Below are 14,415 nucleotides of genomic sequence, written 5' to 3' on the forward strand. Positions count from 1 at the left end.
CTAGAGATCCACGACCGGCGCAAAGCCGCCGGTGATCGAGCGGGAGGCGTCCCAGATCTTTGGGTCGGGGGCAATGCGGGGGTCTTCCATCAGGATTTTCCAGGCGGCGTCGCGCACCTGCCGCGATGGCCATTCGATGATGGAAAAGCCGATAGTTTCGTCGTCCCTGGTCGCGACGGCCCGCTGGAAGTCGGTGGTTTCGCCAGCGGGCACGTCATCGCCCCAGGTGTCGACGACGCGAAGGGCGCCCTGTGCAATAAGCAGCGGCGCCTGGGCCCGGGCGGCGGCGCGATAGGCCTCCTTGTTGGCTGCGGGGACTGGAGAAATCATGCCATCGACATAGCCCGGCTTGCCCTGGGCGCCGGTGTCGTGGAGCACTTCGAAGCCTCCATAGATCATGCGCGAGGCGTCGAACGGCATTTCGGACATGGCCTGCACGTCAGGATCGCTCATCATGGCCTCGCCGGCCTTCTTGCGGGTGGCCCGGTCGGGATACTCGACCCAGGAAAAGAGCGGCACCTCTCCCTCTTCCAGCTTGGTCGCACGATAGAAATCGGTCTGCTTGCCGTGCGGCACGTCCTCGGCCCAGGTTTCGACCAGGCGCGTGGCGCCGAGCTTCTTGAACAGATCGGCACCTTGCCTGGCATGCGCGATGTATTGGTCTTTGTTGGCGGCCGGAACGGCCAATACGAAGCCATCGATATAGGACATCATGCGTCTCCTCTCGGGTTGCGTCTGTCTCAACGACGAACGGGAAAGCGCAGTTTCGACGAGGCGCGGACGATTTCCCCTCCGGAAGGCATCGGTCAGCAATCCACCCCATGCCGGTCATTCCCGGATGCCCGGGCCTGAGCGTTACGGCCACGTTGATCGTCAATGACCAAACGGTCAGTAATGGGGACATAAGCGCTGTTAGACCGAATGCCGGAACTGGAAACTGCAATGCTCAAGGAAGCGGAGGCCGTGATCGCGATCGCGACGCACATCTTTGGGCAGGAGCTGGTTGCCGCCTATCTTCATGGGTCAGCTGTCTCGGGTGGCTTGCGGCCACGAAGCGACGTTGATCTGATAATCGTCATCAGCCGGCCAATGTCTGCTGCGGACCGCAAGAGCCTTGCAGCCGCATTGCTCAAGGTATCCGGCCGCTACCCCAACCCGCCGGGCGAGCCGCGCTGCATCGAACTCTCGGTTGTGCTGGCGTCTGACCTTGCCGCGCCCGGCTATCCGGGACGAAGCGAATTTCTCTATGGGGAATGGTTGCGCGCTGACGTCGAAAGCGGCCTCGTTCCTGAGCCATTTTCCGATCCCGGTGTGACGCTGATGCTTGCCCAGGCGCGGCAAGAGGCCGTGCCATTGATCGGCCCCGACCTGTCAGACCTTCTGCCTGAAATCCCCGCCGACCAGGTTCGTCGGGCAATGCGCGAGGCCATCCCGTCCTTGGTGGCTGGCCTGGAGGGTGATGAACGCAATGTCCTGCTGACCCTGGCCCGGATGTGGCGAACGGCTGAAACCGGGGCGTTCGTCGCCAAGGACGCGGCAGCCAGCTGGGCAGCGCCGCTGCTCCCCGCTGGAATCGCCGATACACTAGGATTTGCGGGAGATGCCTATCTGGGCAAGGTCGCGGACGACTGGTCGACGCGGCCCGCGGAAGCGCAACTGGCAGCGGACTATCTGCAGAAGAAGGTCCTGAGCCTGCTGTAGGGAAAGTCCGTTTCACTGCGCCACTTCCCCGATAGCCGAGAGTGCCGGCCGCCCTGCGATCTCAGGATAGATCCCGGGACGATACCGGGCGGTGCGGGGCTGAGACAGAAGGTTGACTCCTGGCCGCGTGAGTCGTATTTAGCTATTTACGTAATTAGCAAAGTACGCAAATATGGATGACGCGCTGAGCACTACTTTTGCTGCCCTGGCGGACCCGACGCGGCGGGCGATCCTGGCGCGGCTGGCGCAGGGGCCGGCGACGGTCAATGAGCTGGCCGAGCCCTTCGCGATGACCCTGCCTTCGGTGTCGCGGCATGTGAAAGTGCTGGAAGAGGCGGGGCTGGTGAGCAAGGTGCGCGAGGCGCAGTTCCGCTCCTGCCGGCTGGAGGCGCTGCCGCTGGAGGCGGCGGATAGCTGGCTGGCGGAATACCGGCACTTCTTCGGCGCCCGGCTCGACCGGCTCGAGGCCCAGCTCAAGACCATGATGGCCACCAAGACCCAAACGGAAGGAGACCGCTGATGGCGTCCACCGATACACTGGAGCGCGGCTTCACCCTGACGCGCCTGCTCGATGCACCGCCCGAACTGGTGTGGCAAGCCTGGACCGACCCGGCGCAGCTGGACTGGTTTTTCAACCCCGGCACCACGCCGACCCAACCGACCACGGTCGACCTGCGCGTGGGCGGTGCCTGGCGGCAGCACATGGTGGAGAATGCGACAACGCAATACATCACCGGCGGCATCTATCGCGACATCGTGCCCAATCGGCGTCTGGTCTTTGCCTGGGGGGCGAGCGGCGGCTGGCCCGATACCGACGAGCCGGACGGGCCGGAAGTGACGGTGGAGCTGGAGCCGGTGGGCGCGCGGACGCGGCTGACGGTGACGCTGCGGCTGCCGGACGATCTGAGCCAGGGCGCCGTGCAGGCCTGGCTGGACAAGGGGCTTGAGGCGGGCATGACCATGACCATCGACCGGCTGGTGGCCCGCCTAAGCCGGGCAGCCTAGAAGGACAGCACGCTGTCCGAGCGATCGAGCAGGGCGCGCAGCAGGCCCTGGCGGGTATTTTCGTTATGCTCGACCATGGCGGCGCGCGCCCGCTCCGGATCGCGTTCGCGCAGCACGGCGACGATGCGATGGTGGTCGTTGGTGGTTTCCGGATTCACGTCGCGGGCCTGTGCGCCCATATAGAAGAAGCGGCCGCATTCCTCGAGGTGGCTGACCACCAGGTTGTGCAGGCGCGGATTGCGCGTCGCCCGGGCGATGGCGGAGTGGAAATCCTCATTGGCCTTGACGAAGGACTGGGTGCTGGTGTTCTCGCCGCGCACATAGCTGGCATCGGCCAGCGCATCGAGCCGTTCAAGTTCGGCTTCGGTGAGGTTGATGGCCGCCAACGCCCCCGCCGTGCCCTCCAGCATGGCGCGGACCGCGAAGAGATCGTTCATGTCCTTGACGGTGACACTGGTCACCCGGTAGCCGCGGCGCGGAAAGGCCTCGACCAGCCCCTCGACGCCCAGGCGCGACAGCGCCTCGCGCACCGGCGTCTTGCTCATCGACAGCACGTCCGCCAGCTCCAGCTCGCTCATCTCGCGGCCGGGCGGCAGGACGCCGGTGATGATCTGTTGGCGCAAGGCGTCGTAAGCCTGGTCAGTCAATGACTTCCTTGCCTTGTCGGGTGAGCCGCTGATCGCCACGAAAACGTCCTTGTACAGCCTTTGACGGCTCGATTCTTCAGGAATTGCCTCAACATAGGGCAACGGTTGGTCTTTGGCTACCAAAGCTGCAAACGGCTTTGACGCCCCCTCCTTCGTAGTATATTACGTGGAATATTCAAAGCGGGATCATGCCTTGTCCTCCATTCTCGTCATCAATCCCAACAGCTCGGTTTCGGTCACCCAGTCGATGCAGGCATGCCTGTCGATCATCACCGAGACCAGCCGGCACGCCATCGCGCTGACCGAACTGGCCAAGTCGCCGCCCGGCATCGAGACCGATGCCCATGTCGAAATGGTCGTGCCCAATATCATCGAGCGCATCGCCGACGAGCATGCCGACGCCTATGTGCTGAGCTGCTTTTCCGACCCCGGCATCGACCGCGTGCGCGCCACCACGTCGCGACCGGTGATCGGCATTGCCGAAGCCGCCTATCTCGCCGCGCTCGGGCTGGGCCGCCGCTTCGGCATTGTGTCGCTGGGGCCGTCCTCGATCGCCCGGCACCTGCGCTACCTGCAGGCGCTCCAGATTTCCGGCCGGCTGGCGGGTGACCGCTCGATCGACATGACCATCCCCCAACTCATGGCCACCGATGTGGTGGAAACCGTGCTGCGCACCGGAAGCAAGCTGCGCGACGAGGATGGCGCCGATGTCGTGATCCTGGGCTGCGCCGGCCTCGGCAGCTATCGCGCCGCGCTGGAAGCCGCCCTGGGTCTGCCCGTGGTGGACCCGGTGCAGGCCGGGGTGGCCCTCGCCGCGACGACCCTCGACCTCCAATATCGCATGAAGGCGCGCTGAACATGGACGAAGTGATCCTTGGTACGGTCGTCACGCCGACCGGCCCCATCCCCAATGGCTGGCTGGCGATCGAGAATGACCGGATTGCCGCCATCGGCACCGGCGCGCCGCCCCAGGCCAGGGCCAGCTTCGATGCAGGCGCCGGCTTCATTATTCCCGGGGTGATCGATGGCCAGACCCATGCCGGCAGCTATGGCGGCCTGCCGGGCATTGCCTCGACCACCCGCTCGGCCGTCGCCGGTGGCGTCACCACCATTGTCGACATGCCCTATGACAATCCGGCGCCGCTCAACACGCTCGAGCGGCTGAACGACAAGACGGCGGCCATTGCCGAACATGCCCATGCCAATGTCGCGCTCTATGGCACGGTCATGCCGGGGCAGGACATGAGCTCGGTCCTGCCGCTCATCGAGGGCGGCGTGGTCGCCTTCAAGATTTCGGGCTTTGAATCCAGCCCCACGCGCTTTCCGCGCATTGCCGCCGACCAGCTGCTCGATCTCTTCGAGGCCCTGGCGCCCACCCATGTGCCGCTGGGCATTCACAATGAAGACCAGGAAATCGTGCGCGCCCGCATCGCCCGCGCCCGCGCCGCCGGTCACAATGGTATCGAGGCGCATTCATCGAGCCGCCCGCTTGCGGCGGAACAGGCCTCGACCGCGCACTTCCTCGAGCTGGGCGCTTTGAGTGGCGCGCATGCCCATATCGTGCACCTCACCTCGGCGCGCGGTTTTCACCTGGTCGAGACCTATCGCCGCGACGGCTTCCGCGCCACGGGCGAGCTCTGCGTGCATTATCTCTGGTTCGACCCCGACCGGGACGGCGAGCTGGGCGCGCGCATGAAGGTCAATCCGCCCATCCGGCCCGGCCAGATCGAAAAGCTCTGGGCCGATGTGGTCGAGGGGCGGGTCGCCTTCGTCAGCTCCGACCATTCCAGCTGGCCGATCGACAACAAGTTCACGCCCTCGATCTTTGATGCCGGCGCGGGCGTACCCGGTCTCGAAACCCTGCTGCCCGCCTTCTATACCGGGGCAGTGCAGCGCAATCTCGATGCATTGACGCTGACGGTCTCCCAGCTCTGCGAGCGCCCGGCCCGCTTCTTCGGCCTCTGGCCGGAAAAAGGCGCGCTGCAGCCCGGCGCCGATGCCGACATCGCCATCCTCTCGCCCGAACCCATGGTCTGGGACGAGAGCAAGGCGCATGACGAACTGAACTGGAGCCCGTTCCACGGGCGGCGTTTCGACTGTCGCGTCACCCGCACCTATGTCGGCGGCAAGCTCGCCTGGAATGGTACGGACATCGTCAACCAACCCGGCGACGGCCGCTATGCGCCGCGCCGCGCCTCCCAATGGTTCGCCTGATAGGATTAGTGCATGCCCTTGATCACCACAGAGAGCAAAGGCGTCTTCGTCATTGCTGTCACGCCGTTTACCGATACGCTTGCCGTGGACATGGCCAGCGTCGATAGCGTCACCGATTTCTACTTCGACAAGGGCGCCGATGGCCTGACCATCCTTGGCATGATGGGGGAAGCACCCAAGCTGACCCAGGGCGAAGCGCTCGATATCACCCGCCGCACCCTGGCCCGGGCCGAGGGCCGTCCCGTCGTCGTCGGCGTGTCCGCGCCCGGCCTTGCCGCCATCGACGAACTGACCAGGGCGGTGATGGATATGGGTGCAGCCGGCGTCATGGTCGCCCCGCCCGGCACGCTCAAGACCGACGATCAGATCTTTGCCTATTACCAGAGCGTGGTCGACACCATCGGCGCCGACGTGCCCCTGGTGCTGCAGGATTTCCCGCTGGTGACCGGCATTCACATCAGCTCTTCGCTCTTGGGCCGCATTGTCGAGGCCATGCCCTCGATCGTCATGCTCAAGCATGAGGACTGGCCGGGCCTCGCCAAGATTTCCGACATCCGCGCTGCCGAAGCCAAGGGCCGCCGCCGGCTGTCGGTGCTGTGCGGCAATGGCGGGGTGTTCCTGCCCGAGGAAATGGAGCGCGGCGCCGATGGCGCCATGACCGGCTTCGCCTTTCCCGAAATGATGGTCGATGTCGTGCGCCTCGCCGGCGCGGGCGACATGGAGCGGGCCCAGGATATATTCGACGCCTATCTGCCGCTCGTGCGCTATGAGCAGCAGCCGGGCCTGGGCCTGGCGGTGCGCAAGCACACGCTGCACAAGCGGGGCGCCATTGCGAGCCCGCAACAGCGCCGGCCGGGCGCGCCGCTGGCGCCCAGGGCCGTGGCCGAGGTGGATCGTCTGATCGCCCGGCAGGAGCGCAAACTGAAGGATATTGGCTGATGGATTTTGGACTGACCGGTAAGCGCGCCCTGGTTCTGGGCGGCAGTCGTGGCCTGGGCGCCGCCAGTGCCGACGCCCTGCGGGCCGAGGGCGTGACGGTGCTCGCCGCCTCCCGCTCTGGGGACTACAAGGTCGACCTCGCCGACCCGGCCTCGGTCGCGGCCCTCATCGAGCGGGTTCGCGGCGAAGGCGGGGTGGATATCCTCGTCAACAATAGCGGGGGCCCCAAGGCCGGCCCGGCCCAGGGGCAGTCCAGCGCCGACTGGCTTGCCGCGTTCCAGACCATGGCCACCTCGCTCTATGCCATTACCGACGGCCTGCTGCCGCAGATGATCGAGCGCGGCTGGGGGCGCATCATCACTATCGGCTCATCGGGCGTACTGGCACCGATCCCGGGCCTCGCCCTCTCCAACGCCGTGCGCGGCGCCGTTGCCGGCTGGTCCAAGACGCTGGCCGCCGAAGTGGCGGCGCAGGGGATCACCGTCAATATGGTCCTGCCCGGCCGCATCGATACCGACCGCGTTCGCGAGCTCGACAGCGGCAAGGCCCAGCGCAGCGGCAGCACGCTGGAAGACGTGCAGGCGGCATCGCGCCGCGACATCCCGCTGGGGCGCTATGGCCAGCCCGAAGAATTCGGTGCCGTCGTGGCCTTCCTCGCCAGCCGGCAGGCCAGCTTTGTGACCGGCAGCATGCTGCGCGTCGATGGTGGCATGATCCGGGGGCTCTAGGCGTGACCTTCGACTTCGATTCCGGCATCGACCGCCGCCAGACCGGCAGCAACAAGTGGAGCAGATACCCCGCCGATGTGCTGCCCATGTGGGTGGCCGACATGGATTTTGCCGCGGCGCCCGCCATTGTCGAAGCGATGATGCAGCGCCTGCAGCATCCGGTATTCGGCTATTGCTCGGCGAGGCCCGAGCTGCGCGCGCAGATCGTCGCCGACATGGCGGCCAATTATGGCTGGTCGATCACGCCGGAGGACATCGTCTTCCTGCCCGGCGTCGAACCCGGCTTCAACATGGCGATCAAGGCGCTGCTGGCGCCCGGGCAGAGCCTGGCGCTCCAGACCCCGATCTATAAGCCCATCCGCGTGGCGCCGGAGCATTGGTCGCTGCAGCCGATCGCGCTGCGGCTCGACCGCCCCATTGCCGAGCAGCGCGCCGAGCTGGCCCGCGCCCACGCCCTGCTGCTGTGCAATCCGCACAACCCGACAGGCAAGGTCTATGGTCGCGCCGCGCTGCTGGCCCTGGCCGAGGCCATGGGTGACCGGCCGATCATCTCCGACGAAATCCACTGCGAACTGCTCTATGATGGCCGGCGCCACATCCCTATCGCCAGCCTCGACCCGGCCATCGCCCGGCGCAGCATCACGCTGATGTCCGCAGCCAAGACCTACAATATTCCCGGGCTCAAGACCGCTTTCGCCATCATCCAGAACCCGGAGCTGCGCCAGCGCTTCGAGGCCTCGCGGCTGGGCATGGTCGACAGTGTCAATATAATGGGGCTGGAAGCCACCCTGGCCGCCTTCCGCGACGCTACCGACTGGCGCGACGCCATGCTGGCCTATCTGGAGGGCAACCGCGATGCGCTGGCCGGCGCCGTCGCCGAGCATCTGCCCGGCATCACGATGGAAAAGCCGGAAGCGACCTACCTCGCCTGGCTCGATTGCTCGGCCCTGGGCCTCGATGATCCCGCCGCCCACTTCCTGACCCATGCCCGCGTCGCCTTCAGCCCCGGCAGCGACTTCGGCCCGGCCTATGGCCAGTTCATCCGCTTCAACTTCGGCTGCACGCGGGCACGCGTTCTCGAGGCCGTGGAACGGATGGCGGCTTCTCTGTAAGTCGGAATTGGCCGCTGACAGCGACGCTGGCCTTCCCGCGGACCGCGCCACGCTCCAGCGCCGAACATCACGGAGCCGAAAAAACGAAAGGCCGGGCAATGAGCCCGGCCTTTTGATCGTTTCTTCCTTTGGGAAGATTGGAGCGGGCGATGGGATTCGAACCCACGACCCTAACCTTGGCAAGGTTATGCTCTACCCCTGAGCTACACCCGCGCTCCGTTGTCTCCATCCTGCCTTGGCAGTCCGGCGACGCGCGCCTATATGCCCAATCGAAGCGCCCATTGCAACCCACATTTTGGCACGATCGTCATCTTGTCGTCGCCTTGTGGGTCGAGGGGCTTGTCACATCGCCGTTTGCGGGCGCAATAAGGTCCGCGAATATCCCAGTCTGCCGCGTTTCAAGGGCCCAGTTTCCGTCATGTCCACTCCGTTCAACGGCGTTGCCGCTCCCCACCAGACCACCCCTCCCGCCGGGGCGCTGATCAAGGATTCGACCGATTCCGCCTTCAAGGCCGATGTGATCGACGCCTCGCTCGACCAGCCGGTGCTCGTCGATTTCTGGGCGCCCTGGTGCGGCCCCTGCCGCCAGCTGACCCCGGCGCTGGAAAAGGTGGTCAACGAGAAGGCCGGCGCGATCCGGCTGATCAAGATCAATATCGACGAAAACCCGCAGATTGCCGGCCAGCTCGGCATCCAGTCCATCCCCGCCGTCTTTGCCTTTTCCGGCGGGCGCCCGGTCGATGGCTTCATGGGCGCCATGCCCGAGGGCGAGGTGCGCCGCTTTGCCGACAAGGTGATTGCCGGCGCCCCGGCGCCGCAGCCGGCAGCGGATTCGCTCGAAGCCCAGATTGTCCAGGCCATCGAGGGCGCCGAGGCGGCGCTGGTGGCCGGCGATCTCGGCCAGGCGGCGCAGATCTTCGGCATGGTGTTGCAGCACCAGCCCGACCATGCCGTGGCGTTGATCGGCCTCGCGCGTGTCTATATGGCGGCCGGGGAAACCGAGCAGGCCAGCACCACGCTCGACATGGTCCCCGAGGCCGAGCGCAAGGGCGAGGCCTACAATACCCTGGTCAATTCCATTCGCCTCTTGGCCGAAGCCGCCGATCTCAGCGAGACCGATGCCCTCGAGGCCGCCGTCGCCGCCAATCCAGATGACCATCAGGCGCGTTACAATCTCGCACTGGCACTCAATGCCAGGGGGCAGCGGGTCGAGGCAGCCGAGGCGCTGGTCACCCTGTTCAAGCGCGACCGCACCTGGAACGAGGATGGCGCGCGCAAGAAGCTGCTCGAATTCTTCGAGGCCTGGGGCCCCAAGGACCCGGCCACCGCCAAGGGCCGCCGCCTGCTGTCGGCTGCCCTGTTCTCGTAAGGCGTTGCTGCCGGCCCCGGGGGCCGGTGGCCAGCGCGCTATATATAAGGAACGCATCATGCTCAGGCGTCCCGCTTCGCCGGCCGATCTGCCCAAGTCCGTCCCGATCTTTCCGCTGTCGGGGGCGCTGCTGCTGCCCTTCTCGCACCGGCCGCTCAATGTGTTCGAGCCGCGCTATATCGAGATGGTCGACGCCGCCTTGCGCGGCGACCGGCTGATCGGGCTGATCCAGCCAGAGGATACCAGCGAGGAAAGCCCCAAGGGCCGCAGCCCGCTGCAGGCGATCGGCTGCCTGGGCCGGATCACCCATTTCGAGGAGAGCGGGGAGGGGCGCTACTTCATCATCCTCGAGGGCGTGACCCGCTTCCGTCTTGCCCATGAGCTGACCGTGATGACCCCCTATCGCCAGGGCGTCATCTCCGCCGACGATTTCACCACCGACTTCACCCGCGATTTCGGCGAGGAGGCGGTGGATCGCGAGCGCTTCGTCAAGATGATGCGCGACTATGCCGAATTTGCCAGCATCGAGCTCAACTGGGACGAGATCGAGCGCACCGGCACGGCTGACTTGGTCAATTTCTGCTGCATGGTGGGGCCCTATGGTCCGGCCGAAAAGCAGGTGCTGCTGGAAGCCCAGACCCTCGAGCAGCGCGCCGAAACGCTGATCGCCATGACCGAATACGAGATTGCCCGCGGCGCCTCGGGCAGCCCCTCGCCGCTGAACTGACCATGAGCGGAACGCCAGACACCAGCCCGCGCCATGTCTTCGACGTCAAGACGCTCGAAATGCTGGTCTGCCCGCTGACCAAGACGCGGCTGACCCTTTCGGCCGATCGCAGCGAGCTGATTTCGGTGGCGGCGCGGCTGGCCTTTCCCATCATCAAGGGCGTGCCGCTGCTCAGCCTCGACGAGGCCCGCAATGTCGAGCCCGAAGCCCTGCGCCAACTGCCCGAGCTCGGGGGCGAGCACTAGGGCGGGGCATATTGATAGCGGTCGATGATGTGCTCCTGCACGAAGCGGCCCTTGGACTCGGCGTCGCACAGGGCATGGAAGATCTCCTCGGGCACCGCGTAATAGGCATAGGGCCGCTCATTGCCGCGGAACCAGATGAAGAGGGTCGCGTCCTCCCCATCATACTCGGCACGGGCAATGGCCTCCGAGTCGAACCAGACCATGGCTAGATCGGCAGGCCGCTGAGCAGCCGCGGGCCGCCGCCCGAAATCCCCGAGGCCGTTCGGATCAGCGCCGACTTGACCGGGCCGGCCCGATCGACGAGCCCCAGCCCGAAATCGCGCAGCGCCCGGACCGGGGCCACGTCGTTGGAAAACAGGCGATTGAGCCCGTCGGTCATGGCGGCCATGGCGGCCGTATCGAGGCGGCGCCAGGCCTGGTAGCGCTCCAGCACCTCGGACCCGCCATGGTCGAGCCCGAGGCGGATGGCCTCGATGACCACCTCGGCCAGGGCCGCGACATCCTTGAGGCCCATATTGAGGCCCTGTCCCGCAATGGGGTGGATGACATGGGCCGCATCGCCCACCAGCGCCAGCCGTGTCCCGACAAAGTCGCGCGCGATCTGCAGGCGCAGCGGAAAGCCCATGAGCCTTTCCTCCACCGTCACCGCGCCCAGCGTCGAACCCATCACCGCCTCGATTTCGGTGGCGAGCGTCGAGTCGTCCATGGCGAGGTAGCGTGGGGCATTCTCGCTGCGCTCGGTCCAGACCAGCGACGAGCGGTTGCCCGGCAGCGGCAGGCTGGCAAAGGGGCCCGACGGGCGGAAATGTTCATAGGCGACGCCCTCATGGGGCAGGGCATGGCCAATGGTGGTGACGAGTCCCGTCTGCCCATAGTCGTGCCCGGTGACGCCGATGCCGGCCATGCCGCGCAGGGCCGACTGGCCGCCATCGGCCGCCACGACCAGCGGGGCCGCAAGGATACGGCCATCCTCCAGCACCAGCCGGGCCGCATTGGCCTCGGCGGCAAAGCCGGTGATGGTTGCCGGCGCGATGACGCTGATCCGGTCGGCCACGGCATCGAGCAGCACCTGGGCGCTGACGCTGTTGGGCACCATATGGGCGAAAGCCTCGCCCGGCGTCACATCGCCGTCAAAGGCCAGGAACAGCGGCCGGGAAATGTCGCCTTCCCCCGAATCGGTGATGCGCATGGCCGTGATCGGCTGGGCCGCCGCCGCCATCCGGTCCCAGACGCCCAGCGCCTCGAATACGCGCCGCACGCCCGCCGCGATGGCCGAGGCGCGGGCATCGCGCGGCACCGAGAGCGGGCGGCGGTCGACAAGGCCGACCTTGATGCCGCGCGCCGACTGCACCAGCGCCAGCGCCAGCGTCAGCCCCGCCGGTCCGCCGCCGACGATCAGCACATCATAGTTTTCGCCGCTCTTGCTCATGCCCGTTTCTCCATGCCGCCATTGTCTCCGGCGCGGCGCGCCATGCAAGCGCGCTGATCGCCGCGGGGCATGCCTTAATTTTGCCCAGATCCGCCAAGTTTTGCACAAACATTGTGCATTTCCCGGCTGGCATTTTCGATCGCTGCCTTGCCCATTCGTTAACTCGTTGAATTTGTGTCCAATTTCGCCCCGCGATCAACTTGGCACGGCGCTTGAGTCTAGTTTGCCATTCCAGACCAAGCGCCAAGTCGCAAAGGGGCTCACATGAAACTGGTGATTGCAATTATCAAGCCATCACGCCTCGAAGAGGTTCGCCAGGCTCTCAATTCCTTGGATGTGCACGGGATGACCGTCACCGAGGTAAAGGGTTACGGCCGCCAGAAGGGGCATTCCGAAATCTACCGCGGCACCGAGTATGCCGTGCATTTCCTGCCCAAGCTCAAGGTCGAGATCGCCGTTGACGACGCTCTCGCCGACGCGGTGTCCGCAGCCATCCGCGATAGCGCCCAGACGGGCCGTATCGGCGATGGCAAGATCTTCGTGCTCGATCTGCTCGCCGTCACCCGTATCCGCACCGGTGAAACCGGCGCGGCTGCCCTCTAAGCGTCATCGGGAGAAACAACAGATGAAGACGTCTAAGATTCTGGGGAGCGCCGCACTCGCCTCCCTGCTGCTGGCCCTGCCGGCATTTGCCCAGGACGCTGCCGCGCCTGTCGTCGAAGAAGCCGCTGCCGTCGTCGACAAGGGCGACGTGGCCTGGATGCTGGTCTCCACCATGGTCGTCATCGTGATGACCATTCCCGGCCTTGCCTTGTTCTATGGCGGCCTTGTCCGCGCCAAGAACATCCTGTCGACCCTGACCCAGGTGTTCCTGGGCTTTGCCATGATCTCCATCCTCTGGGTGGCCTATGGCTATTCGCTGGCCTTTGCCGGCCCGACCGAAGGCGGCCTGTCCGCTTTCGTGGGCGACTTCTCCAAGTTCTTCCTGGCGGGCGTGACGCTCGAATCCACCGCGGCGACCTTCTCGGCCGGCTTCGAACTGCCCGAAATGGTCTTCGTGGCCTTCCAGATGACCTTTGCCTGCATCACCTCGACCCTCATCGTCGGCGGCATCGCCGAGCGCATGAAGTTCGGCGCGCTGATGGCCTTCCTGGCCATCTGGTTCACCTTCTCCTACATCCCGATGGCCCACATGGTCTGGTCGGGTCCTGGCCTGCTGTTCGGCCTGGGCGCCTATGACTTTGCCGGCGGTACCGTGGTTCACATCAATTCCGGTGTGGCCGCTCTCGTCGCCGCCATCGTGCTGGGGCCGCGCCTCGGCTACATGAAGGAGCCGATCGCTCCGCATAACCTGGTCTGGACCTATGTCGGTGCCGGCCTGCTCTGGTTCGGCTGGTTCGGCTTCAACGCCGGCTCCAATCTCGAAGCCAACGCCCTGACCGCCGTTGCCCTGATCAACACCGTGCTGGCTCCGGCCGCTGCGGCTCTGGCCTGGGCCATCGGCGAAAAGGTGACCCGTGGTCACTCCTCGACCCTGGGCGCCGTCTCGGGTGCCGTTGCGGGCCTCGTGGCCATCACCCCGGCTGCCGGCTTTGCCGGTGTCGGCGGCGCCATCGTGCTCGGTGCGGTTGCCGGTATCGTCTGCCTGTGGGCGGTCGTGAACCTCAAGCCCATGCTCAAGTATGACGACAGCCTCGACGTGTTCGGCATCCACGGCGTGGGTGGCATTGTCGGTGCCCTGGGCACGGCCATTGTCGCTGCGCCTGGCCTGGGCGGCTACCCGCTGGGCGACGCCGCTGCCTACTCGATCGGCGGCCAGTTCATGATCCAGCTCACCGGCGTGGCCATTGCCATCGTCTGGTCGGGCGTGGTGGCCCTGGTTGCCATGTTCATCGTCAAGGCCATCTTCGGCGGCGCCCGCGTCCCCGAATCGGCCGAAAGCGATGGTCTCGATCTCTCGAGCCACGGCGAACGCGCCTACAACTAATACCAGCTTCCGGGCGGCGTCCGCGCCGCCCGGTCTCCCCAAGTTGATCGTGGCGTGCGGCTCGTGTCCCTCTTGGCCCGCCACAGAGGCTTCCCACTCGCAAAACTGCACGGGCCGCACTCCACGATCAACGCGACTCCCGCGGTCTCGCTCCTCCCTCGCGACCCACGCGGCAACCTGGCCCGCCCCTCCGGCGGGCTTTTCTTTGGGTTGCGCCTCTTCATCTCCCCCAAAGACAGAGGTGAAGAGGGTGCCCGCCACCCGCCATGGTTAGCCTTGGGTTAACCCGTCCTCGGTAGCATGCAGCCAATG

General features: G+C 65.9%; 17 protein-coding genes and 1 tRNA gene. 13 read left to right on the top strand and 5 right to left on the bottom strand.

What is annotated here, in order from left to right; translation table 11 throughout:
- The gene (locus ACLI1C_RS00700) at positions 1–714 is read right to left on the bottom strand and encodes a DUF1428 domain-containing protein (protein WP_411394933.1); all 714 of its coding nucleotides are present in this window, start codon (positions 712–714) and stop codon (positions 1–3) included.
- A gap of 228 nt (positions 715–942) precedes the next feature.
- On the opposite strand from ACLI1C_RS00700, the gene ACLI1C_RS00705 reads away from it, so the two are divergent.
- The 3 genes from ACLI1C_RS00705 to ACLI1C_RS00715 all read left to right on the top strand — a co-directional run bounded on the left by ACLI1C_RS00705 (position 943) and on the right by ACLI1C_RS00715 (position 2,706).
- The gene (locus ACLI1C_RS00705) at positions 943–1,701 is read left to right on the top strand and encodes an aminoglycoside adenylyltransferase domain-containing protein (RefSeq protein ID WP_411394934.1); all 759 of its coding nucleotides are present in this window, start codon (positions 943–945) and stop codon (positions 1,699–1,701) included.
- A 172-nt stretch (positions 1,702–1,873) separates the two neighbouring features.
- Positions 1,874–2,221 carry an ArsR/SmtB family transcription factor gene (locus tag ACLI1C_RS00710; protein ID WP_411394935.1) on the top strand — a complete coding sequence of 116 codons (348 nt, stop codon included), beginning with the start codon at positions 1,874–1,876 and terminating at the stop codon, positions 2,219–2,221.
- Positions 2,221–2,706: an SRPBCC family protein gene (locus ACLI1C_RS00715; RefSeq protein ID WP_411394936.1), complete on the top strand. Its 486-nt coding sequence runs from the start codon at positions 2,221–2,223 to the stop codon at positions 2,704–2,706. Before ACLI1C_RS00710 ends, ACLI1C_RS00715 begins: the two co-directional genes overlap by 1 nt.
- Here ACLI1C_RS00715 and ACLI1C_RS00720 read toward each other — a convergent pair.
- Positions 2,703–3,353, bottom strand: coding sequence for a GntR family transcriptional regulator (locus ACLI1C_RS00720; RefSeq protein WP_411394937.1), 651 nt, complete (start codon positions 3,351–3,353; stop codon positions 2,703–2,705). The two genes, ACLI1C_RS00715 and ACLI1C_RS00720, sit on opposite strands and share 4 nt — an antisense overlap.
- 193 nt (positions 3,354–3,546) lie before the next feature.
- On the opposite strand from ACLI1C_RS00720, the gene ACLI1C_RS00725 reads away from it, so the two are divergent.
- Genes ACLI1C_RS00725 through ACLI1C_RS00745 form a run of 5 tightly spaced genes read left to right on the top strand, consistent with a single transcriptional unit; the run spans position 3,547 to position 8,346 of the window.
- Positions 3,547–4,209 carry an aspartate/glutamate racemase family protein gene (locus ACLI1C_RS00725; RefSeq protein ID WP_411394938.1) on the top strand — a complete coding sequence of 221 codons (663 nt, stop codon included), beginning with the start codon at positions 3,547–3,549 and terminating at the stop codon, positions 4,207–4,209.
- Between the two features lie 2 nt (positions 4,210–4,211).
- Positions 4,212–5,567 (top strand): dihydroorotase, encoded by a 1,356-nt coding sequence (locus ACLI1C_RS00730; protein ID WP_411394939.1) that lies wholly within the window; start codon positions 4,212–4,214, stop codon positions 5,565–5,567.
- A 12-nt stretch (positions 5,568–5,579) separates the two neighbouring features.
- Positions 5,580–6,506, top strand: coding sequence for a dihydrodipicolinate synthase family protein (locus tag ACLI1C_RS00735; protein WP_411394940.1), 927 nt, complete (start codon positions 5,580–5,582; stop codon positions 6,504–6,506).
- The gene (locus tag ACLI1C_RS00740) at positions 6,506–7,234 is read left to right on the top strand and encodes an SDR family oxidoreductase (RefSeq protein WP_411394941.1); all 729 of its coding nucleotides are present in this window, start codon (positions 6,506–6,508) and stop codon (positions 7,232–7,234) included. The genes ACLI1C_RS00735 and ACLI1C_RS00740 overlap by 1 nt, the downstream gene beginning before the upstream one ends.
- A gap of 2 nt (positions 7,235–7,236) precedes the next feature.
- Positions 7,237–8,346, top strand: coding sequence for a MalY/PatB family protein (locus tag ACLI1C_RS00745; RefSeq protein WP_411394942.1), 1,110 nt, complete (start codon positions 7,237–7,239; stop codon positions 8,344–8,346).
- 138 nt (positions 8,347–8,484) lie between these two features.
- Here ACLI1C_RS00745 and ACLI1C_RS00750 read toward each other — a convergent pair.
- Positions 8,485–8,559 (bottom strand) — tRNA-Gly (locus ACLI1C_RS00750).
- A gap of 205 nt (positions 8,560–8,764) precedes the next feature.
- On the opposite strand from ACLI1C_RS00750, the gene ACLI1C_RS00755 reads away from it, so the two are divergent.
- From ACLI1C_RS00755 to ACLI1C_RS00765, 3 genes are read left to right on the top strand one after another with little or no spacing between them, the layout of a single operon-like run.
- Positions 8,765–9,715, top strand: a complete 951-nt coding sequence (locus ACLI1C_RS00755) for a tetratricopeptide repeat protein (protein ID WP_411394943.1) — start codon at positions 8,765–8,767, stop codon at positions 9,713–9,715.
- A gap of 58 nt (positions 9,716–9,773) precedes the next feature.
- Entirely contained in the window at positions 9,774–10,442 is a 669-nt protein-coding gene (locus ACLI1C_RS00760) for an LON peptidase substrate-binding domain-containing protein (RefSeq protein ID WP_411394944.1), read from the top strand.
- 2 nt (positions 10,443–10,444) lie between these two features.
- Entirely contained in the window at positions 10,445–10,687 is a 243-nt protein-coding gene (locus tag ACLI1C_RS00765) for a Trm112 family protein (protein WP_411394945.1), read from the top strand.
- On the opposite strand, the gene ACLI1C_RS00770 is transcribed toward ACLI1C_RS00765, so the two are convergent.
- The gene (locus ACLI1C_RS00770; RefSeq protein ID WP_411394946.1) at positions 10,684–10,890 is read right to left on the bottom strand and encodes a KTSC domain-containing protein; all 207 of its coding nucleotides are present in this window, start codon (positions 10,888–10,890) and stop codon (positions 10,684–10,686) included. The two genes, ACLI1C_RS00765 and ACLI1C_RS00770, sit on opposite strands and share 4 nt — an antisense overlap.
- A gap of 2 nt (positions 10,891–10,892) precedes the next feature.
- A complete protein-coding gene (locus tag ACLI1C_RS00775) occupies positions 10,893–12,116 on the bottom strand; it encodes an FAD-dependent monooxygenase (RefSeq protein ID WP_411394947.1) in 1,224 nt (407 codons plus the stop codon).
- Between the two features lie 264 nt (positions 12,117–12,380).
- On the opposite strand from ACLI1C_RS00775, the gene ACLI1C_RS00780 reads away from it, so the two are divergent.
- Complete coding sequence (locus ACLI1C_RS00780; protein ID WP_332691979.1) at positions 12,381–12,719, top strand: P-II family nitrogen regulator; 339 nt, start codon at positions 12,381–12,383, stop codon at positions 12,717–12,719.
- Positions 12,720–12,741: 22 nt separating this feature from the next.
- Positions 12,742–14,103 (top strand): ammonium transporter, encoded by a 1,362-nt coding sequence (locus ACLI1C_RS00785; protein ID WP_411394948.1) that lies wholly within the window; start codon positions 12,742–12,744, stop codon positions 14,101–14,103.
- Positions 14,104–14,415: the final 312 nt, after the last annotated feature.

Origin of the sequence: Devosia sp. XGJD_8 (assembly GCF_046614475.1) — a bacterium.
GTDB lineage: Bacteria > Pseudomonadota > Alphaproteobacteria > Rhizobiales > Devosiaceae > Devosia.